Annotated in this window: 24 protein-coding genes; 8 read left to right on the top strand and 16 right to left on the bottom strand. The window is 69.7% G+C overall.

The genetic code is table 11. The features are described from left to right. Positions 1 to 8: 8 nt before the first annotated feature. Complete coding sequence (locus tag F6A08_RS16500; RefSeq protein WP_151460054.1) at positions 9 to 1,652, bottom strand: FAD-dependent oxidoreductase; 1,644 nt, start codon at positions 1,650 to 1,652, stop codon at positions 9 to 11. 257 nt (positions 1,653 to 1,909) lie between these two features. Here F6A08_RS16500 and F6A08_RS16505 point away from each other — a divergent pair, with 257 nt between their 5' ends. After that, the gene (locus F6A08_RS16505; RefSeq protein ID WP_151460055.1) at positions 1,910 to 2,185 is read left to right on the top strand and encodes a metal-sensitive transcriptional regulator; all 276 of its coding nucleotides are present in this window, start codon (positions 1,910 to 1,912) and stop codon (positions 2,183 to 2,185) included. A gap of 13 nt (positions 2,186 to 2,198) precedes the next feature. Here the strand turns inward: F6A08_RS16505 and nhaA are convergent, their stop codons facing one another. The 5 genes from nhaA to fdxA form a co-directional block, all read right to left on the bottom strand. Beyond that, positions 2,199 to 3,515 (bottom strand): Na+/H+ antiporter NhaA, encoded by a 1,317-nt coding sequence (gene nhaA / locus F6A08_RS16510; RefSeq protein ID WP_151460056.1) that lies wholly within the window; start codon positions 3,513 to 3,515, stop codon positions 2,199 to 2,201. Between the two features lie 116 nt (positions 3,516 to 3,631). After that, positions 3,632 to 4,261 carry a superoxide dismutase gene (locus F6A08_RS16515; RefSeq protein ID WP_124894702.1) on the bottom strand — a complete coding sequence of 210 codons (630 nt, stop codon included), beginning with the start codon at positions 4,259 to 4,261 and terminating at the stop codon, positions 3,632 to 3,634. A gap of 27 nt (positions 4,262 to 4,288) precedes the next feature. Next, positions 4,289 to 4,828 carry a flavin reductase family protein gene (locus F6A08_RS16520; RefSeq protein WP_017204244.1) on the bottom strand — a complete coding sequence of 180 codons (540 nt, stop codon included), beginning with the start codon at positions 4,826 to 4,828 and terminating at the stop codon, positions 4,289 to 4,291. Next, complete coding sequence (locus F6A08_RS16525) at positions 4,825 to 6,171, bottom strand: FAD-dependent oxidoreductase (protein ID WP_151460057.1); 1,347 nt, start codon at positions 6,169 to 6,171, stop codon at positions 4,825 to 4,827. The genes F6A08_RS16520 and F6A08_RS16525 overlap by 4 nt, the downstream gene beginning before the upstream one ends. Continuing rightward, positions 6,168 to 6,494, bottom strand: coding sequence for a ferredoxin (gene fdxA, locus F6A08_RS16530; protein WP_017204241.1), 327 nt, complete (start codon positions 6,492 to 6,494; stop codon positions 6,168 to 6,170). The genes F6A08_RS16525 and fdxA overlap by 4 nt, the downstream gene beginning before the upstream one ends. Before the next feature lie 80 nt (positions 6,495 to 6,574). Between fdxA and soxR the strand changes: the two genes are divergently transcribed. Next, complete coding sequence (gene soxR, locus F6A08_RS16535) at positions 6,575 to 7,018, top strand: redox-sensitive transcriptional activator SoxR (RefSeq protein ID WP_017204240.1); 444 nt, start codon at positions 6,575 to 6,577, stop codon at positions 7,016 to 7,018. A 69-nt stretch (positions 7,019 to 7,087) separates the two neighbouring features. Here soxR and F6A08_RS16540 read toward each other — a convergent pair whose 3' ends face one another. From F6A08_RS16540 to F6A08_RS16565, 6 genes are all read right to left on the bottom strand, one after another. Continuing rightward, on the bottom strand, positions 7,088 to 9,334 hold the full coding sequence (locus F6A08_RS16540) for an exo-beta-d-1,3/1,6-glucosidase (RefSeq protein WP_192576803.1): 2,247 nt from the start codon (positions 9,332 to 9,334) through the stop codon (positions 7,088 to 7,090). After that, entirely contained in the window at positions 9,334 to 10,452 is a 1,119-nt protein-coding gene (locus F6A08_RS16545; protein ID WP_192576804.1) for an ABC transporter permease, read from the bottom strand. Before F6A08_RS16545 ends, F6A08_RS16540 begins: the two co-directional genes overlap by 1 nt. A 1-nt stretch (position 10,453) precedes the next feature. Continuing rightward, positions 10,454 to 11,542, bottom strand: coding sequence for an ABC transporter permease (locus F6A08_RS16550; RefSeq protein WP_151460058.1), 1,089 nt, complete (start codon positions 11,540 to 11,542; stop codon positions 10,454 to 10,456). Continuing rightward, positions 11,539 to 12,345: an ABC transporter ATP-binding protein gene (locus tag F6A08_RS16555; protein ID WP_151460059.1), complete on the bottom strand. Its 807-nt coding sequence runs from the start codon at positions 12,343 to 12,345 to the stop codon at positions 11,539 to 11,541. Before F6A08_RS16555 ends, F6A08_RS16550 begins: the two co-directional genes overlap by 4 nt. Continuing rightward, the gene (locus F6A08_RS16560; protein WP_017204230.1) at positions 12,342 to 13,166 is read right to left on the bottom strand and encodes an ABC transporter ATP-binding protein; all 825 of its coding nucleotides are present in this window, start codon (positions 13,164 to 13,166) and stop codon (positions 12,342 to 12,344) included. The genes F6A08_RS16555 and F6A08_RS16560 overlap by 4 nt, the downstream gene beginning before the upstream one ends. 238 nt (positions 13,167 to 13,404) lie before the next feature. Then, positions 13,405 to 15,075, bottom strand: a complete 1,671-nt coding sequence (locus F6A08_RS16565; protein ID WP_151460060.1) for an ABC transporter substrate-binding protein — start codon at positions 15,073 to 15,075, stop codon at positions 13,405 to 13,407. Between the two features lie 157 nt (positions 15,076 to 15,232). Here F6A08_RS16565 and F6A08_RS16570 point away from each other — a divergent pair, with 157 nt between their 5' ends. Both F6A08_RS16570 and F6A08_RS16575 read left to right on the top strand, forming a co-directional pair. Then, on the top strand, positions 15,233 to 15,877 hold the full coding sequence (locus tag F6A08_RS16570; protein ID WP_017204228.1) for a TetR/AcrR family transcriptional regulator: 645 nt from the start codon (positions 15,233 to 15,235) through the stop codon (positions 15,875 to 15,877). A gap of 20 nt (positions 15,878 to 15,897) precedes the next feature. Then, a complete protein-coding gene (locus F6A08_RS16575; protein ID WP_151460061.1) occupies positions 15,898 to 17,112 on the top strand; it encodes an amidohydrolase in 1,215 nt (404 codons plus the stop codon). Positions 17,113 to 17,235: 123 nt separating this feature from the next. On the opposite strand, the gene F6A08_RS16580 is transcribed toward F6A08_RS16575, so the two are convergent. Then, on the bottom strand, positions 17,236 to 17,739 hold the full coding sequence (locus F6A08_RS16580; RefSeq protein ID WP_151460062.1) for a MarR family winged helix-turn-helix transcriptional regulator: 504 nt from the start codon (positions 17,737 to 17,739) through the stop codon (positions 17,236 to 17,238). A gap of 89 nt (positions 17,740 to 17,828) precedes the next feature. On the opposite strand from F6A08_RS16580, the gene F6A08_RS16585 reads away from it, so the two are divergent. Beyond that, positions 17,829 to 18,620: an SDR family NAD(P)-dependent oxidoreductase gene (locus tag F6A08_RS16585; protein WP_151460063.1), complete on the top strand. Its 792-nt coding sequence runs from the start codon at positions 17,829 to 17,831 to the stop codon at positions 18,618 to 18,620. A gap of 48 nt (positions 18,621 to 18,668) precedes the next feature. Here the strand turns inward: F6A08_RS16585 and F6A08_RS16590 are convergent, their stop codons facing one another. Together F6A08_RS16590 and F6A08_RS16595 are read right to left on the bottom strand one after the other, a co-directional pair. Then, the gene (locus tag F6A08_RS16590; protein ID WP_124894695.1) at positions 18,669 to 19,400 is read right to left on the bottom strand and encodes a GTP pyrophosphokinase; all 732 of its coding nucleotides are present in this window, start codon (positions 19,398 to 19,400) and stop codon (positions 18,669 to 18,671) included. 72 nt (positions 19,401 to 19,472) lie between these two features. Continuing rightward, positions 19,473 to 20,546, bottom strand: coding sequence for a VanZ family protein (locus F6A08_RS16595; RefSeq protein WP_151460064.1), 1,074 nt, complete (start codon positions 20,544 to 20,546; stop codon positions 19,473 to 19,475). Between the two features lie 82 nt (positions 20,547 to 20,628). Here F6A08_RS16595 and F6A08_RS16600 point away from each other — a divergent pair, with 82 nt between their 5' ends. Then, complete coding sequence (locus F6A08_RS16600; RefSeq protein ID WP_225855874.1) at positions 20,629 to 22,749, top strand: APC family permease; 2,121 nt, start codon at positions 20,629 to 20,631, stop codon at positions 22,747 to 22,749. Positions 22,750 to 22,843: 94 nt separating this feature from the next. On the opposite strand, the gene F6A08_RS16605 is transcribed toward F6A08_RS16600, so the two are convergent. After that, the gene (locus F6A08_RS16605; RefSeq protein WP_151460065.1) at positions 22,844 to 24,250 is read right to left on the bottom strand and encodes an aminotransferase-like domain-containing protein; all 1,407 of its coding nucleotides are present in this window, start codon (positions 24,248 to 24,250) and stop codon (positions 22,844 to 22,846) included. Here F6A08_RS16605 and F6A08_RS16610 point away from each other — a divergent pair. Together F6A08_RS16610 and F6A08_RS16615 are read left to right on the top strand one after the other, a co-directional pair. Next, the gene (locus tag F6A08_RS16610; protein ID WP_151460066.1) at positions 24,249 to 25,196 is read left to right on the top strand and encodes a DMT family transporter; all 948 of its coding nucleotides are present in this window, start codon (positions 24,249 to 24,251) and stop codon (positions 25,194 to 25,196) included. The two genes, F6A08_RS16605 and F6A08_RS16610, sit on opposite strands and share 2 nt — an antisense overlap. Beyond that, positions 25,196 to 25,795: an FMN-binding negative transcriptional regulator gene (locus tag F6A08_RS16615; RefSeq protein ID WP_151460067.1), complete on the top strand. Its 600-nt coding sequence runs from the start codon at positions 25,196 to 25,198 to the stop codon at positions 25,793 to 25,795. The genes F6A08_RS16610 and F6A08_RS16615 overlap by 1 nt, the downstream gene beginning before the upstream one ends. Positions 25,796 to 25,814: the final 19 nt, after the last annotated feature.

The raw sequence follows: 25,814 nt of genomic DNA on the forward strand, positions 1-25,814 counted from the left end.
GGGTCCTCTCAGCGGGACGCCCCGGTCGCATCGCACCAGGTACGGTAGCCGCCGTCGAGGTTGCGCACCTCTCGGCCGTGCTGGAGGAGCAGTCGCGTGGCGACGTGTCCGCGCAGCCCGACCTGGCAGTGCACCACGAGCGGCCCGGCGGGAAGCTCGTCGATCCGCTCCCGCAGCTCATCCAGCGGAATGCTGCGTGCACCGGGGATCGCCCCGGCCGCGAACTCCGCGGGCGAGCGGACGTCGATCAGCGTCGCCCCGGCGGCGACGGCGTCGTCGAGCTCGTGCCACTGCAGCGAGGGCGTGGTGCCGGTGCGGGTGTTCTCCGCCACGGAGCCGAGGATGTTCACGGCGTCCTTGGCCGAGCCGAACTGCGGGGCGTAAGCCAGTTCGAGGTGCGCGAGCTCTGCAGCGGGCAGTCCCGCCTGCATCGCGGTCGCCACGACGTCGACGCGCTTGTCCACACCGTCGCGTCCGACGATCTGCACGCCCAGGATGCGGTCGGACGCCGGGTCGGCGAGTAGCTTCATCGACAGCGTCTCGGCCCCGGGATAGTAGCCGGCGTGCGACGCAGGGTGCGCGTGCACCGCGTAGAAGTCACGCCCCGCGGCGCGGAGCTGCTTCTCGCTCCACCCCGCCTTCGCCGCCGCCACGCCGAAGACCTGCACGATGCCCGTCCCGACGGCGGGCCGGGCGGCCTCCTGCCGCCCGGCGATCACGTCGGCGACCAGGCGTCCGTGGCGGTTCGCCAGACCGGCCATGGTGATCAGCGCTTCGCCTCCTCCGATCAGATCCTGCTTCTCGACGCCGTCGCCCACCGCGAACACGTCGGGCGCGCTGGTCCGGCACGATGCGTCGACGGCGATTCCGCCGGTCGCACCGATGCGGATCCCGGCCGCCGACGCCAGCCCGACCTCCGGGATGACTCCGGACGCGTCGACGATGAACTCGGCCGGCACGACCGATCCATCGCTCAGGGTGACGCCGGTCGCAGCGACCTCCTGCACGCGGACGCCGAGGCGCACGTCGACGCCGTGTGCGCGCACCTCCGCGAGGATGGGGGCGGCCATCTCCACGTCGAGCGGGGCGAGCAGCTGCTCCCCGCGCTGCACGAGCGTGACGGACGCGCCGCGGGCCACGAGGTTCTCGACCGCTTCCAGTCCGGTGTATCCGCCTCCGACGACCACGACGGGAAGCCCCGGACGGGTGAGCGCGGCCTCGATCACGTCGGCGTCCTCGACCGTGCGCAGACTGCGGGTGGGCGTGACCGCGTCCGGCTCGTCCCGGCGGGGGCGTGCGCCCGTGGCCAGGATCAGCCGGTCGTACGGCTGCGTGATCCGACGACCGCTCCCGTGGTCGACGACCTCGACCACCTTGGCCGTCGTGTCGATGCGCTCGACCTCGTGTCGCACGCGCACGTCGAGCCGGAAGCGCCGGTGCAGTGAGGCGGGCGTCTGCAGCAGCAGGGCCTGACGGTCCTCGATGACGCCACCCACGTAGTACGGGAGGCCGCAGTTCGCGTACGAGACCTCGGGGCCGCGCTCGAACACGACGATGTGCGCGGACTCGTCGAGACGACGCAGCCGTGTCGCGGCGGACATGCCGCCGGCGACACCGCCGACGACCACCACGGTGAGCGGAGCCGCGGTCATCGCTGGAACAGCCGGGAGAGGAAGCCTCCCTGGTTCTGCTCCTTCGGATGCCCGGCGCACCACTGGGCCGCCGGGACCGTATGGCGCACGTCGGCGACGTGCTGACCGCACCCCGCCCAGGTCGTCTTGCCACAGGTCTTGCATCGGACTGCTCGGCACATGGATCCGCTCCTTCTCGTCGTTATACCCCCCTGGGTATAACGAGACTATACCCCAGGGGGTATGATGGTCCGCACAGCCGACCCTCAGGGAGTGCCATGTCATCCACCGACGCCGAGACGCAGCGCAAGATCGCCAACCGGCTCAAGCGCGCCCAGGGACAGCTCGGCGCCGTGATCGCCGCCGTCGAGAACGGGAGCGACTGCCGAGCCGTCGTCACCCAGCTCGCCGCCGTCAGCTCGGCCCTCGACAGGGCCGGTTTCCAGATCATCGCGTCCGCGATGAAGGACTGCCTCGTCGAGGCCGAAGGCGAGCCGGGCGCCGACGAGGTGTCGCTCCCGGAACTCGAGAAGCTCTTCCTCTCGCTCGCCTGATCCGCGCCCGCGGCTACTCCTCGCGCTGGTACACATCGGGGACGCCGTCGCCGTCAGCATCCACGGACTCCTGCGCCGCGATCGCCCGGTACCGGCGGTTCCGCGCGCCCAGCAGGACCGAGGCGCCGACCGCGGCGAGGACCGAGGCGAGGAGGATGGCGACCTTCGCCGCATCATGCTCGAGCCCGCCGGGGAAGCTGAGCTCCGCCACGAGCAGCGAGACCGTGAATCCGATGCCGGCGAGCATGCCGACGCCCACCAGATCGATCCACCGCAGCCCCCCACCCAATCGACTGCGCGTCGCCTTCGTCGCGATCCAGGTGGCGAGCACGATGCCGACGGGCTTGCCGAGCACCAGACCGCACACGATCGCGATCGCCACCGGATGCGACACCGTCTCCACGAAGCCGTCGCCGACCACCGCGACGCCGGCCGCGAAGAACGCGAACACGGGCACCGCGAAACCGGCGGACAGCGGCCGGAATCGGTGCTCGAACTCCTCGGCGAGACCGGTCCGCTCGACCCCGTCGGCATCCGTCTCCCCGGAGCGGACCGGGATCATGAAGCCGAGCGCGACGCCCGCGATCGTCGCATGGATGCCGGATGCGTGCACGAACGCCCACACGACCACGCCGATCGGAAGCAGGATCAGCCAGGCCGCGAAGCGGTTGCGCGCGAAGAACCCCTGCCGCATCTGGGCCAGCGCCGCGTAGAGGGCGAGACCCAGGATCGCGGCGGGGAGCGGCATCGGGTTCAGGTCGTCGGTGTAGAAGATCGCGATGATGCCGATCGCGATGAGGTCGTCCACCACCGCCAACGTCAGCAGGAACAGGCGCAGTCGCGCGGGCAGGTGCGAGCCGATGATCGCGAGCACGGCGACGGCGAACGCGATGTCCGTCGCCGTCGGCACCGCCCAGCCGCGCAGCAGCTCGGGGTCCGGCCCGATGACCAGCACGAAGATGGCCGCCGGCACGACGACGCCGCCGACCGCCGCGGCCACCGGCACGATCGCGGTTCGCCGGTCGCGCAGGTCGCCGACCACGAACTCGCGCTTGAGCTCGAGGCCGACGAGGAAGAAGAAGATCGCCAGCAGGCCATCGGCGGCCCAGGCGCCGAGACTGAGGCGCAGATGCCACGGCTCGTAGCCGACCTCGAAGTCGCGGAGCGCGAAGTAGCTCTCCGCGAGCGGCGAATTCGCCCACACCAGGGCGATCGCGGCCATCACGACGAGGAGGATGCCGCCGACGCTCTCCTTGCGCAGGAGCGTGCCGATACGGCGGACCTCGCGGTAGCTGCCGCGGGCGGGGAAGGAACGACGGGTGTCTGTCATGGGAGCTCCGAGGTGTCGACGAACATGGTGTCGACCAGGCTTCCCGACGCTCCTTCCTCCACCCTAGACGGTCACGCCGGTGCGTGCCTGAGCGGACGCGGTGCACCCCGGCAGGATCAGGAGGCGACGATCAGACCCTGCGTCGCCGTGCGTGCGGCCTCGAAGCGACGCTGCACGTCGGGCCAGTTGACGAGGTTCCAGAACGCCTTGACGTAGTCGGCGCGCACGTTGAGGTAGTCCAGGTAGTAGGCGTGCTCCCACACGTCGAGCTGCAGCAGCGGGGTGACGCCGAGGGGCGCGTTCCCCTGCTGGTCGAACAGCTGGAAGATCACGGGACGCGCACCAACGCCGTCCCAGGCGAGCACGGCCCAGCCCGAGCCCTGCACGCCGAGCGCGGTCGCGGTGAAGTGCGCGCGGAAGGCGTCGATCGACCCGAAAGCGTCGACCAGCGCGGCCTCGAGCTCGCCCTCGGGAGCACCGCCGCCCTCGGGCGACAGGTTCTGCCAGAACACGGAGTGGTTGATGTGTCCGCCGAGGTTGAAGGCCAGGTCCTTCTCGAGCTTGTTCACGTTCGCGAGGTCGCCGGCGCTGCGGGCGGCTGCGAGCTGCTCGAGGGCGGTGTTCGCGCCCGTCACATACGCCTGATGGTGCTTGGAGTGGTGCAGCTCCATGATCTTGCCGGAGATGTGCGGCTCGAGCGCGGAGTAGTCGTACGGAAGCTCGGGGAGCGTGTAGAGAGCGGACATGTCGTGTTTCCTTTCGGTGATGCGGATTCAGAGGGCGGTGTCGTGCGAGAGGGCGTGGAACCGGCGGTCGAGGTACACCAGCGGGCGAGCGGCGCGCCCCGGCAGCACCTCCAGGACCTCGGCGATCACGACCGTGGACGAGCCGACGGGGACGTTCTGGATCGATCGGCACCGCAGCGCCGCGCGGGCCTCCGCGAGATGCGGCTCTCCCGTGGGCAGCGTGGTCCAGCCCTGCTCCGGCGTGAAGCGCTCGGATCCGCTGATCGCGAAGCTCTGCGCGAGAGCGGAGTGCTCGTCGTCGATCAGGTGGACGAGGAAGGTGTCGGCCCCGAGGATCGCGCCCGCACTGCCGGTGGCCCGGGTGACGGAGAACACGATCGCGGCGGGATCCACCGCGACCGACGACACGCTCGAGGCGGTGAGGCCGACCGGTCCGTCGGGAGTCTGCGCCGTGATGATGGCGACGCCGGCGGGGTGCGTCCGGAACGCGGCCTTGAGGCCCTCACCCACCGGGGTGGGGACGGGCGCCGCGGGATGCGGGGTGGGCTGGGGGACATCGGTGGTCATCGGACGGTCTCCTTCACGGATTCGAGGTGCGCGTGGCCGAGCATGGTGCGGCGGTCGACGATCTTGGTCCGCTCCCTGCCGCGGGCTGCACCGGCACGGCGCTCCGCCTCGTCGATGCGCAGCCAGCCTTCCCGGTCGACGGCGGCGCCGAGGTGCGCGAGCGGATCGGCCGACTCGACCGATCCGGCCTCGGCCGCAGCCAGGTCCTCGACGAGGTGCGCGACGGTCTGCGCGGCATCCGACTTCGTCGAGCCGATGAGCCCGATCGGACCGCGCTTGATCCAGCCGGTCGCGTACAGGCGCGGGATCGGCGCCCCGTCGCCGTCGAGCACGCGCCCTTCGGCGTTCGGGACGATGCCGCGTTCGGCGTCGAAGGGCACGCCGGGCACCGGCGACGAGAGGTACCCGATCGCGCGGTAGACCGCCCCCACGTCGTAGCTCACGAACTCGCCCGTGCCGACCATGCGGCCGAGGGGATCGGACGCCGTGCGCTCGAACTCCACGCTCTCGACGCGGTCCGTGCCGCGCACGCGCACCGGCCGGTGGCGGAAGTGCAGGTGGATGCGTTGCGATGCGCCCGACTGCGGACGCTGCGCCCATTCGGTCAGGGTCCGCACGATGATGCGCCGCTGGGAGAACTGCTCCAGCATCCGCTCGGCGTGGGCGTCGAGGGCGAGCTCCGCGGGGTCGACGATCACCTCCACGTCATGCTGCTCGCCCAGCTCGCGCAGTTCGAGCGCCGAGAACCGCACGTCGGCGGGACCGCGGCGGGCGAACAGATGCACGTCGCGCACGCGACTCGCGGCGAGCTGATCGAGGATCGGATCCGGGGTGTCGGTGGATTCGAGAGCCGCCGCGTGCTTGGCGAGGATGCGGGTCACATCGAGGGCGACGTTGCCCGCGCCGAGCACGGCGACGGACTCCGCATCCAGACCCCAGTCCCGTGGCACATCGGGGTGGCCGTCGTACCAGGCCACGAAGTCCGCAGCACCGAAGGAGCCGGGCAGCTCCGCTCCCGGCACCTCGAACGGCACGTCGCGGTCCGCTCCGGTGGCGATGACCACTCCGTCGTAGGCGGCGCGCAGCTCATCGACGGTGATGTCGGCCCCGACCTCGACGTTGCAGCGCAGCCGGATCGAAGGGTGCCCGACGACCTCGTGCAGGGCGTCGATGATCTTGCGGATCCGGGGATGGTCGGGGGCGACGCCGTAGCGGACGAGTCCGTAGGGCGCCGGCAGCTTCTCGATCAGGTCGATCTTCGCGTCCGGAAGTTGCGTCAGGAGGATGTCGGCGGCGTAGATGCCAGCGGGGCCGGCTCCGACGACCGCGATGCGCGGGCTCATGCGTGCGCCTCCTGCGGGGGAAGCACCGAGATGAGCGGGTGGTCGAAGGGGAGCATCCCGGTCTTCGCGGCACCGCCGGGCGAGCCGATCTCGTCGAAGAACTCCACGTTCGCCTTGTAGTAGTCCTGCCACTCGTCGGGCAGGTCATCCTCGTAGAAGATCGCCTCCACGGGGCAGACGGGTTCGCAGGCGCCGCAGTCCACGCACTCGTCGGGGTGGATGTACAGCGAGCGCTCGCCCTCGTAGATGCAGTCGACGGGGCACTCGTCGATGCAGGCCTTGTCCTTCACATCGACGCACGGCAGGGCGATCACGTAGGTCATCGGTCGGTCTTCGTTCGGGTCACGGTTTCCACCGTAAAACCTCAAGTATACTTGAGGTCAAATCGAGGAAGGTCGACCGGATGAGTCCGCACGCACCCGACGAACCGCTGTCGATCGGCGAGATGACGAGGCGCACCGGCGTCGCGGCATCCGCCCTGCACTTCTACGAGTCCCTCGGCCTCATCGCGTCGACCCGCACGCCCGGCAACCAGCGCCGCTATGCCCGGCACATGCTGCGTCGCGTCTCGCTCATCACGGTCGCCAAGCGCCTCGGCATCCCGCTCTCCGACGTGCAGACGGCCTTCGCCGACGTGCCTCTGACCGAGACTCCGAGTCATGAGGACTGGCAGCGGGCCTCGCGGAGGTGGAAGCGCGAGCTGGAGAAGCGCCGCGAGGGCATCGAGCGCCTAGAGCGCGAGCTCACCGGCTGCATCGGCTGCGGCTGCCTGTCGATGAAGGCCTGCGGCCTGCTCAACCCCGACGACGCCCTCGGCACCCAGGGTGCCGGCCCCCAGCGTCTCTGACCCCCGTTCCGGTCGCGATATAACAGCGAAACCGGGCGGTTTTGGCTGTCATATCGCGACCGGAACGGGTCAGTCGACCTGGAAGGTGGCGGAGAGGAGCACCTCGTCGCGCGAGCTCGGGCCGACCAGGAGCTCGAACGCGCCGGGCTCGACCAGACGGTTGCCCGCAGCATCCACGATCGTGCAGTCGGACACCGGCAGCTCCAGGCGCACCCGCACCGACTCACCGGGAGCGAGGTCGACCTGGCGGAAGGTCTTGAGCTCCTTGTCGGTCCAGCTCACGCTGGTCACGGAGTCGCGCACGTACACCTGCACCGTCTCGCGCACGGGCCGCTCGCCGGTGTTCGACACCGTGACGTGTCCGACGATCGTGTCGGACTCCCCCAGCGAGGTCTCCTCCAGCGACAGGTCGGAGTACTCCACGGTCGTGTACGACAGCCCCTCGCCGAACGCCCACGCCGGCGACTGCGTGAGGTCGGCGTACCGGTCGCCGTGCTGTCCGCGGATCTGGTTGTAGTACGTCGGCTGCTGACCCACGTGGCGGGCGAACGAGATCGGCAGGCGCCCGGACGGCTCGGCCGCTCCGGAGATGATGTCCGCCAGTGCACGCCCACCCTGCATCCCGGGGTTCGCCGCCCAGATCACGGCAGCCGCCTTCGACGCGGAGGCCGGGAGCACGAGCGGCTTCGAGGCGAGCAGCACGATCACGACGGGCTTCCCGGTCGCGATGAGCGCATCGATCAGGGCGTTCTGCCCGCCGATGAGCTCGAGCGTCGCGGTGGAGCGCCCCTCGCCGACGAGCTCGATCCGGTCGCCGACGACTGCCACGACGACATCCGAGTCCGATGCGGCGGCGACCGCCTCGGCGATCAGCGCGGCGTCGGGCTCGCAGGGCTTCACCACGGGCGGACGCGGCTGATGGTCCGGGAAGAACGCCCCCTGCGGGTCCTCTTCCAGGGTGAGGATGTCGGCACCGCGGGCGTGGGTGATGCTCCAGCCGTCGATCGACCGCAGCCCGTCGAGCACGGTCGTGATCATCTCGCGGGGCTGACCGTCGAGCCAGCCCGCCTGGCCGGAGCCGCCGGCCCAGTCGCCGAGCTGCGTCTGCGCGTCGTCGGCGAGCGGGCCGGTGAGCGCGACCTTCAGCGCGGACGCGGGGTCGAGCGGCAGCACGCCGTCGTTCTCGAGCAGCACGAGCGAGCGGCGGGCGACCTCGAGGTTCAGCTTCGCGTGCTCAGCGCTGCCCACCACGGCGTCGAGCTCGGTGCCGGGCAGGCGCGGGTTCTCGAAGAGCCCCAGCTCGAACTTCAGCGTCAGGATGCGGGCGGCCGCCGCGTCGAAGGCGTCCTCGGCGAGCATGCCCTTCGCCACGGCATCCAGCGCTCCTTCGAAGAAGGCCGGCGTGGTCATGATCATGTCGTTGCCCGCCCGCACGGCCGCCGCGGCCGCGTGCGTGATGTCGGGCTGGATCCGCTGCTCCCACACCATGCGTCCGACGTTGTCCCAGTCGGTGATGAGCGTGCCGGTGTAGCCCCACTCCCCTCGCAGCACGTCGCTGAGCAGCCAGTCGTTGGTGGTGATCGGCACGCCGTCGGTGGTCTGGTAGCCGAGCATGAACGTGCGGCACCCCTCGCGGGCGACGCGCTCGAACGGCGGCAGGAACCACGAGCGCAGCTTGCGGCGGGAGATGTCGGCCTCGCTCGCGTCGCGCCCGCCTTGGGTCTCGGAATAGCCGGCGAAGTGCTTGGCCGTCGCGAGGATGGCGGTGGGGTCGTCGAGCCCGTCGCCCTGGTACCCGCGCACCATGGCCGAAGCCAGCTCGCCGATCAGGAACGGGTCTTCGCCGAACGTCTCGTCGATGCGGCCCCAGCGCAGATCGCGGGCGATGCACAGCACGGGCGAGAACGTCCAGTGGATGCCGGTCACCGCGACCTCCTCGGCCGTGGCACGAGCGACGCGTTCGACGAGCGCGGAGTCCCAGGACGCGGCCATGCCGAGCTGCGTCGGGTAGATCGTCGCCCCCGGCCAGAACGAGTGGCCGTGGATGCAGTCCTCGCCCACCAGCAGCGGGATGCGGAGGCGCGTCTGGGCCGTGAGCTCGTTCGCCCGCAGGATGCGCTCGGGCGAGGTGTGCAGGATCGAGCCCGCATGACGGCGGGCGATATGGTCGTCGATGTCGTCGCGAGCGTCGAGCTGGAGCATCTGCCCGACCTTCTCCTCCAGCGTCATGCGGCTGAGGAGGTCGGCCACGCGCTCGGGGATCGAGAGAGCGGGGTCCTGGTACGGGAGCTGCGTGGTCAGGGTCTGAGAGGTCATCACTTCGTGTTCTGTGTCGAGGTCTTCGCGGAGTCGTCGGGAGTCGCCGACGTTACGGGATCGGGGGCCTTCTTCGGCAGGGGCACGCTGCGGACGGCCGTGACGGCGTCGTTCACGTTCAGCCCCTTCTTCTTCATCGCCCTGGCCCGCTCTCCCGCCGAGCGCAGGCGCGGGTTGACGTACTCGTCGATGCCGAAGTTGATGAGCGAGAGCGCGACGCCGATGATCGCGATGCAGAGCCCGGCCGGCACGTACCACCACCACAGACGCGGGAAGGCGCCGTTCTGCTGCGCCCAGAACAGGATGGTCCCCCAGTTCAGGTTGCTGACCGGGATCACCCCGATGAAGGCCAGGGTCGTGAGGCCGAGGATGGCCGCGGTCACGGTGCCGACGAAGCTCGAGGCGATGAGCGCCATGAGGTTCGGGAGCATCTCGACCGTGATGATGCGGCGCAGCGGCTCGCCGTTCGCGCGCGCGGCCTGGATGAAGTCGCGGTTGCGCAGCGACATGGTCTGAGCCCGCAGCACGCGGGCGCCCCACGCCCACCCGGTGAGCCCGAGCACCGCGGCGATCACGATCAGCGGCGGGTTCTCGAACTGCGAGGCGATGATGATGATGAGCGGGATGCCGGGGATCACCAGGAACACGTTCGTCAGCGCCGAGAGCGATTCGCTCTTCCAGCCGCGCACGTAGCCGGCGATCACACCGATCGTGATCGCGATGATCGTGGCGATGAAGGCGGCGAGGAAGCCGACGACGATCACCCCGCGGGTGCCGTAGATGATCTGGCTCAGCACGTCTTCGCCCATGTGCGTCGTGCCCAGCCAGTGCTCCCAGGAGGGCGGCTGACGCAGCGCCGTGCGGTCCTTCTGGGTCGGTCCGTACGGGGCGATCCACGGGGCGAGGATCGCGATGAGCACGAACACCCCGAGGATGATGAGCCCGGCGATCGACTTGGGATTGCGGAACATCGCGAACGCCTGCGCGAGCTGCGACCAGAACGTCTTGCGCGGCGGCGCTCCCGCCGGCGGGGTGCGCAGTGTCGCGGTCTCGGGCATGCCGGAGACGACGGCCGATCCGTCGGGCGCTGTCGTCGCTGCGGTGGTGGGAACGGTCATGTCAGGACTCCATCTGGCGCGTGCGCGGGTCGAGGTAGGCGTAGACGACATCGGCGAGGATGTTGGCCACGAGCACCGACAGCGTGATCACGAGGAACACACCTTGCATGAGGGCGAAGTCCTTGGCGTTGGTCGCGTCGAGCAGCAGCTTGCCGACACCCGGATAGCTGAAGACCATCTCCATCACGATGGTGCCGCCCACGATGAAGCCGATCGACAGCGCGAAACTCTGGATCTGCGGCAGCACCGCGTTGCGGGCGGCGTATCCCCAGAGCACCCGCTTGTTGGGCATGCCCTTCGCCTGCGCGACCGTGATGTAGTCGTCGTCGAGCACGGTCAGCATCATGTTGCGCATGCCGAGCACCCAGCCGCCGAGCGAGGCGACCACGATCGTCAGTGCCGGCAGCGTGCCGTGCGCGATCACCTGGCCGATGAAGTCGAGACTCCATTCCGGCGACTGCCCCTTGTCATAGGCGTGCGATGAGGGGAACCACTTCAGGGTCGAGGAGAAGATCGCGATCGCGATGAGCCCGAGCCAGAAGTACGGGATCGTGTTGAAGAACGTCGTCACCGGGATGATCGCGTCGAGCCTGCTGCCCCGCTTCCATCCCACGACGGCTCCGAGCAGCGTGCCGATCGCGAACGAGATGATGGTCGCGATGCCGACGAGCCCGAGCGTCCAGGGCAGGGCGGCGGCGAGCACCTCCGCGACGGGCCGCAGCCCGTGCAGGGTCGAGATGCCGAGGTCGCCGCGCAGCAGCATCCCCCAGTATTCGAGGTACTGCTGCCAGATGGACTTGTCGGTGTCGATGCCGAGCAGGATGCGGAGGGCGTCAGCCGCCTCGGGACTCACGTTGCGATTGCGGGCGAGGTAGGAGCTGACCGCGTCGCCCTTCATGAGCCGCGGGAGGAAGAAGTTGATCGTGATCGCCGCCCACAGCGTGAACAGGTAGAAGGCCGCGCGACCGGCGAAGAAGCGCCACGGCACCGGCCGCCTGGAGCGCTCTGCCGTGGTCGCCGTGGTGCCGACCTCGAGGGCATCGCGGGCGACGAGGTCGTTGTCGTCGAGCTGGGGGAATGCGGTGCTCACAGCGTGCCTCCGTTCGATGCCGCCGCGGCGAAGTGCTTCTCCGGATCGGGAGAGGTCGCGCGCAGCTCGCGGGTGTAGGGGTCCTGCGGGTTGAGGATCACATCGTCGGCGGTGCCGTACTCGACCACGCGCCCCTGGTTGAGGACCATGATCTCGTCGCTGAAGTGTCGAGCGGTCGCCAGGTCGTGCGTGATGTAGAGCACGCCGAGTCCCTCTTCGCGCTGCAGGTCGGCGAGCAGGTTCAGCACGCCGAGCCGGATGGAGACGTCGAGCATCGACACCGGCTCGTCGGCGACCAGGAGCGAGGGACGCGAGGCCAGGGCACGGGCGATCGCAACGCGTTGCCGCTGGCCGCCCGACAGCTCGTGGGGGCGGCGGTCGATCACCGCGTCCGCGTCGAGGCGCACCCGGTCGAGGAGCCGACGCACCTCGTTCTCGGTGTCCTTCTTGGGCACCACATCGTCGAGGCGGATGGGCCGCTCCAGGTGGTAGCGGATCGAGTGGTACGGGTTGAGCGAGGCGAACGGGTCCTGGAACACCATGCGCAGTTGCTGGCGGTAGGTCCGCAGGCCTCTGCCGCGGCGCGGGATCGGCGTGCCGTCGAGCAGCACCTCGCCGCTGGTCGGGGTCTCGAGCTGGGTGAGGATCTTCGCGATCGTGGACTTGCCGCTGCCGGACTGTCCGACCAGGCCGATCGTCTGGCCGGACGTCAGCGTGAAGCTCACGTCGTCGAGAGCTTTGATCTGGCCGGCGCCGCGCACGTTGTACGCCTTCGTGACGTGACGGAATTCGAGGGTGGTCATCGCACCAGCACCCCTCTCTCCCCGGTGAGCCGGGGGAACGACGACAGCAGGGTCTTCGTGTACTCGTGCTCCGGCTGCGTCCAGATGCGCTCTGCCGTGTCGAGCTCGATGATCTCTCCCTCGCGCATGATCGCGATCCGGTCGCTGATCTCCAGCAGGAGCGGAAGGTCGTGGGTGATGAAGATCACCGAGAAGCCGAACTCGTGCCGCAGCTGGGAGATCTGCTTGAGGATCTCCCGCTGCACCAGCACGTCGAGCGCGGTCGTCGGCTCGTCCATGACCATCAGCTGCGGACGCAGCGCGAGGGCCATCGCGATCATGACGCGCTGGCGCATGCCGCCGGAGAGCTCGTGCGGGAAGGAGCGGATGCGCTGGCGCCCGACCTTGACGATCTCGAGCAGCTCCTCCGCCTCGGCACGCCGCTGCCTGCGGTTCATGTCGGGGCGGTGGATCTCGAACACGTCCTCCAGCTGCGAGCCGATCGTCGCCACGGGGTTCAGGGCGTTCATCGCGCCCTGGAACACCATCGACACCTTGTCCCAGCGGAATCGCTGCATCGCGTCGACGTCCAGCGCGTTGATGTCGATGTCGACACCGGTCACGTCGTGGAAGGTCACGCTGCCGCCGGTGATGACGGCCGGGGCACGCAGCAGGCGCTGCACCCCGTAGGCGAGCGTGGTCTTGCCGCAGCCGCTCTCCCCGGCGAGGCCCAGGATCTCGCCGCGCTGCAGTTCGAGGGTCACGTTCTTCACCGCCTCGACGGGCGGATCGACGTCGTACACGACGGAGAAGTCGCGCACGGTGAGCAGGGGATCTGGCATGGGGTGTCCTCGGTGTGGATCGCGGGTTCGGCCCTTCGACGGGCTCAGAGACCCAGAGATGGTGGCCCTTCGACAGGCTCAGGGACCCAGAGATGGTGGCCCTTCAACGGGCTCAGGGACCCAGGGATGGTGGCCCTTCGACAGGCTCAGGGACCCAGGGGGTGACAGGCTCAGCAACCCGGATGGGTGGCTGAGCCTGTCGAAGCCCCGCCGTGGGTGGCTGAGCCTGTCGAAGCCCTCACTCGGCCGGGGTCAGCTTCGTGAGGATCTGCACGATGTTCTGCTGCGTCGGGTCGGCAGACGCGTACGGGTCCTCCTCCGACGGCCACCCCACGTAGTTGCGGGTGTTGAACTCGCCCAGCAGCGGGTGCGCGCCGAGCGGGATCGCCGGCACCTGCTCGACGAAGATCTGCTGCAGGGTGTCGAGGGCGGCGGTGCGCTCCTCGTCCGACGACGCGTTGGCGTAGGTGTTCAGCGCTTCGGTGGCCACCGGGTCGTCGAAGCGGCCGAAGTTGAAGCCGGCCTTGCCCTCGGGCGAGATCCAGCGCGGGTCCATGGTCGAGGTGTAGAGGCCGTAGGCCGTGCCGCTGTCCTCCAGCCAGTGGATGATCGCCGAGAAGGTGCCGTTGTCGCGGGGGTCGGCCCATCCGCCCCAGTCCGGCATGTCGATCTTGACCTCGGCCCCGATGGACTCGGTCACGTCCTCCGCGATGAGCTCCTGCGCCGTGTTCCAGTCGCTCCAGCCGGAGGGGACGGACAGCGTGAAGGAGACGGGAGCGCCGTCGGGGTCGATCAGCGCGTCGTCCTTCCAGGTGTACCCGGCCGTCTCGAGCAGGTCGCGCGCCTTCTCGGCGTCGACCTCGTACTCCTCGCCCTGGAACTCGGGCTGGATCTCGTCCTCGAGGATCGACGACAGTCCGGTCACCGACCACACGGGCTCGCTGGCGCCTTCACGCGCGATGTCGACGTAGGCGTCGCGGTCGATCACCCAGGCGAGAGCCTGGCGGAAGGCCGGGTTGTCGAACGGCTTCTGCTGCAGGTTCATGAACAGCGTGGCCGAGCCCGTCGTGGGCGCGGCCCAGAACTTGTTGTGCTCGGGGTCGGCGTCGAGGAACTGCTCCTGGATCTGCGGGATGAACGCCTGCGCCCAGTCGGCCTCGCCCTGCGCGAGAGCGGTGGTGAGCGCCGTGTTGTCGCCATAGGAGACGTAGTGCAGCTCGGGCACGGCGAGGTCGCCGCCCCAGTAGTCGTCGCGCGCCTCGAGGGTGACCGACTCGGTCGACCAGTTCGACAGCACGTAGGGGCCGGTGCCGACGAGGTCGTCGCCCTTGACGGGGTTCGTGGCGGGGTCGTCGAGGTTCTCCCAGATGTGCTTCGGGACGATCGGCACATGCAGCACGCGCGCCTGGTTGACGTACTTCGACTCGCCGAAGGTCAGCACCACCGCGTCGCCGTCGATCTCGGCGCTCTGGAACTTGAGACCGGCGGTGTCCAGCGCCGGCGTGGAGACGAGCTCGTAGCTGTACACGATGTCGTCGGCGGTGAAGGGCTCGCCGTCGCTCCAGGTGACATCCTTGCGGGGGACGACCGTGAGGACGGTGTAGTCGTCGTTCCACTCGATGCTCTCGGCGAGCCAGGGCGTGACGCCGCGGTCACCGGTCTGGTTGACGAGTCCGAGCGTCTCGAAGATCACCTTGCCGTAGCCGTACTTCGAGGCGGACGAGTCGCCGACGTAGGGGTTGTTCGACTCGGTGGTGATCGCCCCGTCGGGCTTCGCGATGGTGAGGGCCGCCGATCCGGCGCCGCTGCCGGAGTCGTCATCCCCTCCTCCAGCGGAGCATCCGGCGAGGGCCGAGATGCCGAGTGCGGTGATCGCGGTCACGGCGATCAGAGACTTCCTGAGCTTCATTGCTTCTCCTTGGCACGGGTCTTTGTGCTGCGTCGCCGGAGGACGGGAGCCCGCCGACGGTCGTGATTTGCTTACTGTCGAGAAAGTAAGCTGTGGTGAGGTTACCGAGTAGTAAGTTGGTTCGCAACCACAGCTCGACGACGGAGAGGAAGACGCGGTGGCAGACGGCGACCAGACAGTGCGCGTGCGCCCGGCGACCCTCGCGAAACGCGAGCAGATCCTCAAGGCCGCGATCGAGATCTTCGGCAACAAGGGCTCGACGAACGGCACCCTCGCCGACGTCGCGGAGCAGGTCGGCATCACGCACGCCGGGGTGCTCCATCACTTCGGCTCGAAGCAGAAGCTGCTGCTCGAGGTGCTGGCCTACCGCGACCAGGACGACGTGGCCGGCCTCGCCCAGAAGCACATCCCCGGGGGACCGGAACTGTTCCTGCACCTCGTGCGCACGGCCTTCACGAATGAGAAGCGCCCGGGGATCGTGCAGGCCTACACGGTCCTGTCGGCGGAATCCGTCACCGACGACCACCCTTCGCGACCGTTCTTCGAGGAGCGCTACACGACCCTGCGCCGCGAGGTCACGGCCGCGTTCCACGAGCTGTGCGCGCAGGAGGGCGTCTCCGATCCGGACACGATCGCCTCGGCAGCCGCGGCCATCCTGGCCGTGATGGACGGACTCCAGCTGCAGTGGCTGCTGCACCCCGACGTGATCGGACTCGGCGACGCCAGCGCCTTCGCGATCGAGGCCATCGTCAACGCCGTCCTGCATCCGGGCCCCGCCCTGAACTCCTATTCCCGCACCTGACGCCCGGCTAGGCTCGGGCCATGACGATCGACCTCGAAGCGCTCTACATCGACCTGCACCAGCATCCGGAGCTCTCGTTCCAGGAGACGCGCACCGCCGGCATCGCCGCCCAGCACCTGCGCGACCTGGGCCTCGAGGTCGAAGAGGGCGTCGGGGTCACGGGCGTCGTCGGCGTCCTGCGCAACGGCGACGGCCCGGTGGTGTGGGTGCGGGCCGACATGGACGCACTGCCGGTCGAGGAGCAGACGGGTCTGGCGTACGCCAGCACTGCGAAGGGCGTCGACCCCGCGGGGACGACCGTTCCCGTCATGCACGCCTGCGGACACGACATGCACGTGACCGCGATGATCGGCGCCGTCGAGAGACTCGTCGCCGAGCGGTCCGACTGGTCGGGAACGCTCGTCGTGCTGATCCAGCCCGCCGAGGAGTACGGCGCCGGGGCGCGCGCGATGCTCGACGACGGGATCCTCGACCGCCACCCGAAGCCCGACGTCGTGCTCGGCCAGCATGTGACCCCGCTCCCCGCCGGCGTGATCGGCGTGCGCAGCGGGACGCAGATGGCGGCCTCCGACGGACTCACCGTCACCCTGCACGGCCGCGGCGGGCACGGCTCGCGCCCCCACGCCACGATCGACCCCGTCGTGATGGCCGCGGCCACCGTGATGCGCCTGCAGACCATCGCCTCGCGCGAGATCGACCCGCAGGGCGTCGCCGTGGTCACGGTCGGATCCATCCACGCCGGACTGAAGAACAACATCATCCCCGCGGAGGCGAAGCTCGAGCTCAGCCTGCGCTATCCGAACGAAGAAGTGCGCGAGAAGGTGCTCACGAGCGTCGAGCGCATCGTGCGGGCGGAGGCCACGGCATCGGGTGCGGAGCGTGAGCCCGAGATCCGCACCGACCACACGCTCCCCGCCACGATCAACGACGACGAGGCGACGGCACGGGTGTCCGCGGCGCTGCAGCGCGCACTCGGCGAAGCGGCCGTGATCGATCCCGGCATGTTCACCGGCAGCGAGGACGTCTCGTGGTTCGCGCGGGATGCCGGGGCGCCGCTGGTGTTCTGGTTCTGGGGCGGCGTCGACCCGGCACGGTTCGCCGAGGCCGCCTCCGCAGGCCGCCTGGAGCAGGACATCCCGACCAACCACTCGCCGTTCTACGCTCCGGAGATCCACCCCACGATCGAGGTCGGCGTCACTGCGATGTCGGCCGCCGCCCGCGAGTTCCTCGGCTAGGCCGCCGTTCGGACGCGCGTCCCGCGTCGCGCTCTCGTCGGAGAAACGCGCCCGTGTCGCACTCTCTGTCGGGAAATGGGCGACGGCAGTGCGGATCTCCGTGGCCGACCGCCGGCCGCGGCGTCAGTCCTCGTCGGAGGGCGTCGGCGGGCGCCAGCCGCCTTCGTCGCGGAGGGCACCGGCGATCCGCCGGGAGATCTCCCGTAGCTGTCGGCGCTGCACGGCCGTGAGCCGATCGAGGACGAGCTCGCGCACGAGTTCCGCGTGACCGGGGGACGCCTGGTCGACCTTGGCGCGGCCGCTGTCGGTGATGTGCGCGAGCGTGAATCGGCCGTCGCTCGGGTCGGGGGAGCGCCGCATCCACCCCTTGCCCTCCAAGCGGGTAGCCGCACGGGACAGCCGTGACAACGTGCTGTTCGCGTAGGACGACAGCACGCTCATCCGCAGCCGCCCATCCTCGGCATGGGCGAGCGCATAGAGCACGCCGTACTCGAAATGGGTGACCTGCGCGTCCCGCTGGAGCTGGGCATCGAGTGCTGAAGGCAACCACTCGAGCACCGTCGCCATGGCCGACCAGGTCTCGAGTTCCTCCCCCGCCAGCGGCGGGATCGCGCCGTTCGTCGTCATCCCCACAGCGTATCGCCTCACGCGATTTGACTTGACCAGGAAAGTCAGGCTGACTTGCTCAGGAAAGTCATTACGCAGAGGAGACACAGATGGAACTCGAACTCACCGGCAAGCGGGCGTTCGTCAGCGGATCGACCGAAGGGATCGGATACGCGATCGCTGCCGGGCTCGTCCGCGCCGGCGCCGCCGTGGTCGTCAACGGGCGCGACGAGCAGCGTCTCTGCGCCGCGACCGAAAAGCTGCGGGCCCTCCGACCCGATGCGGACGTCACCGGGATCGTTGCCGACTTCGCCGACGCCGAGCAGGTACGCCACCTGCTCGGCCGACTGGGCGAGATCGACATCCTGGTCAACAACGTCGGCATCTTCGACGTGCGGCCGTTCACGGACATCGACGACGAGGAGTGGCAGCGGTACTTCGACGTGAACGTGATGAGCGGAGTCCGCCTCTCCCGCCACATGCTCGGCGGGATGCTCGCCCGGGGCTGGGGACGGATCGTTTTCGTCGCGAGCGAGTCGGGGATCGACGTCCCCGCGGACATGACGCACTACGGTGCGACCAAGGCGGCGATGCTCGCCCTCGCGAACGGCCTGGCCAAGTCGACGCGCGGAACCAGCGTCACGGTCAACAGCATCGTCGGCGGACCCACCTACTCGGAGGGCGTCGCGCGCGCCGTGGAGCAGATCGCTCTGGCACAGGGGCTGCCCGCATCCGAGCTGAAGCAGGCCATCGCCGCGCGCAACACGACCTCGCTCCTGGAGCGCTTCATCGAGCCGGAGGAGATCGCGCAGCTGGCGCTGTACCTGGCGAGCCCGCGATCGTCGGCGACGAACGGCGCCGCCCTTCGTGCCGACGGCGGGACGCTCACGACGATCCTGTGACGCCGCCGCCCCGTCCGAGCGCGGCGACCTCCGCCTCGCGGCCGGGCTCTAGACGCCGACGACCCGCGGCGGAGAAGCGACCGGGGGTGCAGGCGGAGCGGGCGGCGGCGGGGGCGCGAGCTGACGCTGCGGCACGCCGTGCGCCTCGCGGTGCAGCCGCTCCATCCGGCTGTCGAGCTCCGCGGCGGCATCCGCGGCATCCGACAGGCTGTCGACGAGATGAGCCGGCACCTGATTCGAGAACTTGTAGTAGATCTTGTGCTCCAGGCTCGCCCAGAAGTCCATCGCGATCGTGCGGAACTGCACCTCGACCGGCACCGAGAGCGCACCGGTCGACAGGAAGACGGGCACCTCGATGATCGCGTGGAGGCTCTTGTAGCCGTTGGCCTTCGGCTGCGCGATGTAGTCCTTCACCGTGCGGACCGTGACATCGTCCTGCGCCGTGAGCAGATCGAACAGCCGGTACACGTCGGCGACGAAGCTGCAGGTCACCCGCACGCCGGCGATGTCGGTGATGTCGGCGCGGATGCGGTCGAAGTCCGGTTCGTCGATGCCCTTCCGGGCGAGCTTCTCGACGATGCTGTCCGGTGACTTCAGGCGGCTCTTCACGTGCTCGATCGGGTTGTACGCGTGGTCGTGCGTGAACTCGTCACGGAGGATCGAGATCTTCGTCTCGACCTCGCGCATCCCGAACTCGTACTCGCGCAGGAACCGCTGCAGCTCGTCGCGCAGTTCGCGGGCCTGGTTGATCGTGGCCTCGGTGACGTGAACAGTCGTCATGACCGTGACGTTACGCGTTCGTGATCGGAAACCGCTGTGGATCCCTCCGGGATACGGGAAGGCGGGCGAGGCTCATGGGCGGGCGTGCGGGCGCGCGGGGGTGCGGGCGTCGGCGAGGTGCTGGTCGGAGAGGACCCCCGGGAGTCCACGGCCCGCGCGGGTGGTGAAGAGCATCACGATCGCGACGAGGATCAGGAGCGAAGACGCAAGATCGAACAGGCCGCCGCCGAGTGCGAGGGCGCTCAGGCCGCCGATGCCGCCGGCCCAGCGCAGGAGGCGCGCGAACGGTGCCGGAAGACGCGAACCCGAGTAACGCAGCTGCACGGCGATGTCGCCGATCGAGCGGCCGGTCGACAGGATCAGCACCAGGAAGACGCCGGCCGGCGCGATCGTCCCCACCGCGGCGGCGATGGAACCGTCGAGCACTGCCTCCCGGTCGCGCACCACGTACTCGAGCCAGAGCTGCACGGCGACGCCGGCACCGAAGCTCACGAAGAAGTACGCCAGACCGTCGCACAGCATCGCGAGCGCCCGCCGTCCGCGCGTCACCGGACGGGGGAGGTCGGCATCCGGCTTCGCCTCAGACCCTCGCATCGACGGCGGGACGACCAGCGCGATCGTGCAGCCCACCACCGCGCCGAGCGTGTTCGTCATCAGGTCGCCCACGTCGAAGAAGCGATACGCGCAGGGGTAGACGCCCCACACTCCGGTCAGCTGCGTCGTCTCCACCAGGAGCGACAGCCCGAACCCCGCGGCGAGCGCCACGAGGATCCCGCGGCCGGCGAGCACCCGCACGAAGAAGCCGAGGGGCACGAACAGCAGCACGTTGAACACCAGCTGCAGCAGGGCGGGCTGCCGCAGCGGATTGCCCGGCGCCGCGAACGCCTTCTGCACGTCGCGGACGACCGACATCGGGTCGGTGATCGCCCCGACGCAGCGGATCGTGTCGGGGTCGGGCAGCGGAAGGAGCGTGTACGTCCAGATCGCCCAGAAGTAGATGAGGGCCGCGAGCCACAGGAGTGTGCGGCCGAGTCCGAGGCGCCCGCGGCGACGGTAGCTGACCGCCACGAACGGCACGAACAGCACGACGCCGACCGCCACGCCGATCGCTATCGCGATGAACGCGAGCAGTACCTGATCCCCCACAGCGTGCCAGTGTAGACGCCCCGTAAGGATTCCGTGAGGAGCGGCGATCCGCCCGTAGGGATTCCGTGAGGATCGCGTGAGGATGCCGCTCCAAGGCGTAGTGTCGCCGGACGTGTCAGACGAAAACAGGGAGAGCGTGGATGCGCCGCCACGCGCGAAGCGCATCCTCATCGGGGAACCGCTGACGAGCCAGCAGGTCGACGACCAGCTGCTGCCCAAGCGCATGGCCCTGCCGATCTTCGCGTCGGATGCGCTGAGCTCTGTGGCCTACGCGCCGCAGGAACTCGTGATGATCCTGCTGATCGGCGGACTCACCTTCCTGTCGTTCACACCGCTCGTCGCGATCTCCGTCGTCGTGCTGCTGGTGGTGGTCGTCCTGAGCTACCGCCAGCTGATCAAGGCGTACCCCTCCGGCGGCGGCGACTACGAGGTGGCATCGAAGAACCTGGGCGAGGTCCCCGGTGTGATCGTCGCGGCTGCGCTCCTGGTCGACTACGTGCTGACCGTGGCGGTGTCCGTCGCCTCGGGCGTGGACAACATCATCTCGGCGGTTCCGGGGCTCGACCCGTTCCGCGTCGAGCTGGCTGTCGGCTTCGTGATCCTCATCATCATCGTGAATCTCCGCGGCGTGCGCGAAGCCTCGCTCGTGTTCGCGATCCCCACGTACGTCTTCATCGCCTCGGTCGGGATCATGATCGTGACCGGCCTGATCCGCACCTTCCTGGGCGACGCCCCCGTTGCCTCGAGCGCGGAGTTCTCGGTGCAGGCGGAGAGCCTGAGCCAGGCGGCCGTGATCCTGCTGATCCTGCGCGCCTTCTCGAGCGGATGCTCCGCGCTCACCGGTGTCGAAGCGGTCTCGAACGGGGTTCCGGCCTTCCGCGCCCCGAAGGTCCGCAACGCCCAATCGACCCTGGTGCTGATGGGCACCATCGCGATCTGCCTCTTCTCCGGGCTCACCGCCCTGGCGCTGATCACGGGTGTGCACTATGCGGAGAACCCGTGCGACCTGATCGGCTTCGACTGCAGCAACCCACAGCCGAGCCTGATGGCGCAGATCGCCTCCGCCACGTTCGGCGGCGGTAGCATCCCGTTCTTCATCGTGCAGGCGGCGACCGCGTGCGTGCTGCTGCTCGCCGCGAACACCGCGTTCAACGGCTTCCCGTTGCTGGGCGCCGTCCTCGCCCGCGACGGCTACGCCCCCAAGTCGCTCAACACCCGTGGCGACCGTCTCGTGTTCTCGAACGGCATGATCCTGCTCGGGATCGCCGCGATCGCGGTGCTCGTGGTGTTCCAGGCGAAGCTGACGACCCTGATCCAGCTGTACATCATCGGCGTCTTCGTGTCGTTCTCGCTCGGCCAGATCGGCATGGTGCGCCACTGGCGGCGCGTGCTGCGCGGCCCGAGGGAGAGCACGACCGGTTCGGGGATCGACGGAGCATCCGCCTCCGACCGGCGTTCCGCGAAGGTCGGACTCGTGATCAACTCGGCCGGCGCGACCCTGACCGTGCTGGTGCTCCTGATCGTGACGATCACGAAGTTCACGCACGGCGCCTACCTGGTGTTCTTCGCCATCCCGATCCTCGCGTTCCTGATGATGGGGGTGAAGAGGTACTACCGCGACGTCGAGCACGAGATCGCGATCGACGACACCACCCGGTTCGGGGCGACCGGCGACCTGGCCATCGTCCTCGTCAACCGGCTGCAGAAGCCGGTGATCAAGGCCATCGACTACGCGATCGCGGCCAAGCACGGGAAGACCCTCGCGGTGCACGTGGCCGTGGCCTCCGACGACGCGGCCGCGCTGCAGAAGGACTGGGCCGACCACCTGGTGCCGATCCCGCTCGTGATCGTCGAGTCGCCGTACCGGTCTTTCGCGCAGCCCATCACCCAGTTCATCAAGCAGTACCGCGAGAAGCACGGCTCGTCCGTCGTGACCGTCTATCTGCCGCAGTACATCGTCGGCCACTGGTGGGAGACGTTCCTGCACAACCGTCGCGCCCGCCGGCTGGCGAACCAGCTGATGCTCGTGCACGGCGTCTCCATCACACTCGTGCCGTGGCTGCTCGACTCGTCGGAGCTCATCTACGGCCGCCGCTCCCGCCCGCTGCCGGGTCAGGAGCGTGCCGGTCGCCCGGTGGTGGTGTCGGGACGACGCGCGCATCGGCCCGCCGGCCCGCCGCAGGACGGCGCCCCCGAGGCCTGAGCCGCGCGGTCGCGCGCTGCTCCCGCCCTGTCACCCACCCGCTTTCGTCTGCCCCGTTCCTCCTGCTCCGGTGAGGCGGGGGCAGGGGGCGGGGTCAGGATCCGGCGAGCACCGCGCCGAGGATGTCGGCGGCCTCGGGGAAGCGGGCAGGATCCGCGTTCGCGTAGTTGAGTCGCACGTACGACCCGGAGGGCTCCGCGGGGAACCACTCGGACCCTGGGGCGATGATCAGCCCGCGCACTTCGCACTCGCGCACCACCTGTCCGACGTCCGCTCCGTCGGGCAGCCGCACCCAGAGGTTCAGCCCGCCCACCGGCACGCTCTCCACCCGCGCGGAGGGTGCGTGCGCGGCGAGGCTCGAGATCAGCAGGTCGCGACGCACGCGCAGGTGCTCGCGGAACCCCCGCAGGTGCGTACGCCACGCCGGCTGGGTCACCACGTCGAGCGCCGCGGCCTGCAGCAGCCCGCTGACGTACATCGACTCGGCTGCCCGGTCGGCGAGGATCCGGTCGCGGGCCGGTCCGCGTGCGATCACCGCCGCGACGCGCAGAGCAGGAGACGCGCTCTTGGTCAGCGAGCGCAGGTAGACCACGTGTCCGTCGTCGTCGGAGGCGGCGACGGGGCGCGGCTCGGTGTCGATCCCGAGGTCGTGCGCCCAATCGTCCTCGATCAGGAAGGCGCCGTGACGACGGACGGCCTCGAGCACGGCCTGCCCCGTCGCGATCGGCCACTGCGCCCCCGTCGGATTGGCGAACGTGGGCTGCGCGTAGAACGCCCTCGCGCCGGTCTGCGCGAACGCCCGTTCGACGTCGTCCGGGTCGGGCCCGTCCGGACCCGACGGGATCGGCACCAGCACGACCCCCGCCTGGGCCGCGGCGAGCATCGCACCCCAATAGCTCGGCGACTCGATCAGCAGCGGTTGTCCGACACCGACGACCGCCCGGAAGATCGAGCTCAGTCCGCTCTGGCTGCCCGAGATGATGAGGGCGTCTCGCGTCGAGGCGGGAACGACTCCGGGCGGGGCGGATGACGCGAGCTCGCCCGCGAACCAGGCCTGCAGCTCGGGGAGACCCGCCGCGGGAGAGCGGGTCAGCGCCGCATCGGACCGCGCCGCCCGCACGAGCGCCTGCCGTACGAGTCGCTCGGGGAGGAGGTCTGCCGCGGGATAACCGGAGTGCAGGCCGATCGCGTCGGGGGCCACCGTGCGCTGTGTCGAGGAGAGGCCCCCGAGGCCCGAGGGTGGCGTGCCGAGGGCCGCCGTCTGCCAGCCGTAGTCGACGGAGCGGGCGGCGGGGACGGCGCGCACGAAGGTCCCCGCACCCGGACGCGATTCGACCAGGCCGAGCCGGACGAGCTGCCGCATCGCCTTCTGCACGGTGACGGGACTCGCGCCGTACTCCGCCGTCAGCGCGCGGTTCGACGGGACCCTCGCGCCCGGGGAGGCGGAGGCGATCCACGCGCGCACCCCCTCGACGATCCGGGCACTGCTATCCTGACTCATGGAAGCCAACAGTAGCGTTATCGTGTCGCGATCGACAGTGCTATCGCCGCGCGCGGGACTGTGGTGGGGGGCGCTCGGCGTCGCCGCGTTCTCCTTCACGCTCCCGCTCACACGCGTCACCGCGGGCGATCTCTCCCCGCTGTTCATCGGCTCGGGCCGCGCCGTCGTCGCGGCACTCCTCGCGGCCATCGCCCTCGCCGCGGCTCGGCAACGCATCCCCACCGGAGCGCAGTGGCCCCGACTCGTGATCGTGGCCGGCGGAGTCGTCGCGGGGTTCCCGCTGCTGACCTCCTTCGCGATGACCACCGCGCCCGCCAGTCACGGCGCCGTCGTGATCGGCCTCCTTCCGGCCGCGACAGCGGTCGCCGTCGTGCTTCGAACGCGCGAGCGCCCCGCCCGAGCGTTCTGGGTGTTCGCGGGCCTCGGTGCGGTCGCCGCTGTCGTCTTCGCCGCCCTGCAGAACGGCGGACTGGGTGCGCTCACCGCCGCCGACCTGCTGCTGTTCGGCGCCGTCATCGCCGCGGCGATCGGCTATGCGGAAGGCGGCCTGCTCGCCCGCGAACTCGGATCGTGGCAGACCATCTCCTGGGCACTCCTCGTCGCCCTGCCCGTGATGACGCCGCTGGCCGTGGCATCGGCGGTCGCAGAGCCGCCGATCGCGACGCCCGTGCCATGGCTCGCGTTCGCGTACCTCTCCGCCGTGAGCATGTACCTCGGCTTCTTCGCCTGGTACCGCGGCCTCGCGATCGGACCGATGGCGCAGGTGAGTCAGATCCAGCTCGTCCAGCCCGTGATGACCATCGCCTGGGCCGCCCTCCTGCTGCAGGAGCCGGTCGGCTGGGCCACGGCGGTGGGCGGTTTCGCCGTCATCGCGTGCGCCGCGCTGGCCGTCCGCACCCGCCTGACCCCCCGCCGATCGAACGACCACCGAACAGAGGAATCCTGATGCGCCACACACCCCGGTATCTGATGACCGACCCCGACGAGGTCAAGCGCCTCATCCGCGGCAATCCGTGGGCGACCTTCGTCTCGCCGGCGAGCGGGGGCCTGGTCGCCTCGCACTACCCGGTCCTGCTCGTGGAGGATGCGGACGGCATCGTGATCGCGAGCCACTTCGGGCGACCGGACGAGCAGCTCCACGAGCTCGGCCGCCACGAGCTGCTCGTGATCATCCAGGGTCCGCACGACTACGTGTCCCCGAGCCTGTACGCGCCGGGCGACCTGGTGCCGACGTGGAACCACGTCACCGCGCACCTGTACGGCACGCCGGAGATCCTGAGCGAGGAGGAGAACTACGCCATGCTCACCCGGCTCACCGACCACTTCGAGGACGGCAGGGAGCACGGCCGACACCTGTCCGAGGACGAGCCGGGCACCCGCCGCGCCGCGAAGGGCACCGTCGGTCTGCGCCTGCGCGTCGACCGCTTCGACGCGCGCGCCAAGCTCAGCCAGAACAAGTCCGCCGAGGTGCGCGAGAACATCATCACGCGCTTCGACGACACGAACGCTGCTCTCGCGCAGGAGATGCGCCGGGTCGCCCCCTGACCCGGCCCCGCCCGTTCCC

The sequence above is a fragment of the Microbacterium algeriense genome, assembly GCF_008868005.1.
GTDB lineage: Bacteria > Actinomycetota > Actinomycetes > Actinomycetales > Microbacteriaceae > Microbacterium > Microbacterium algeriense.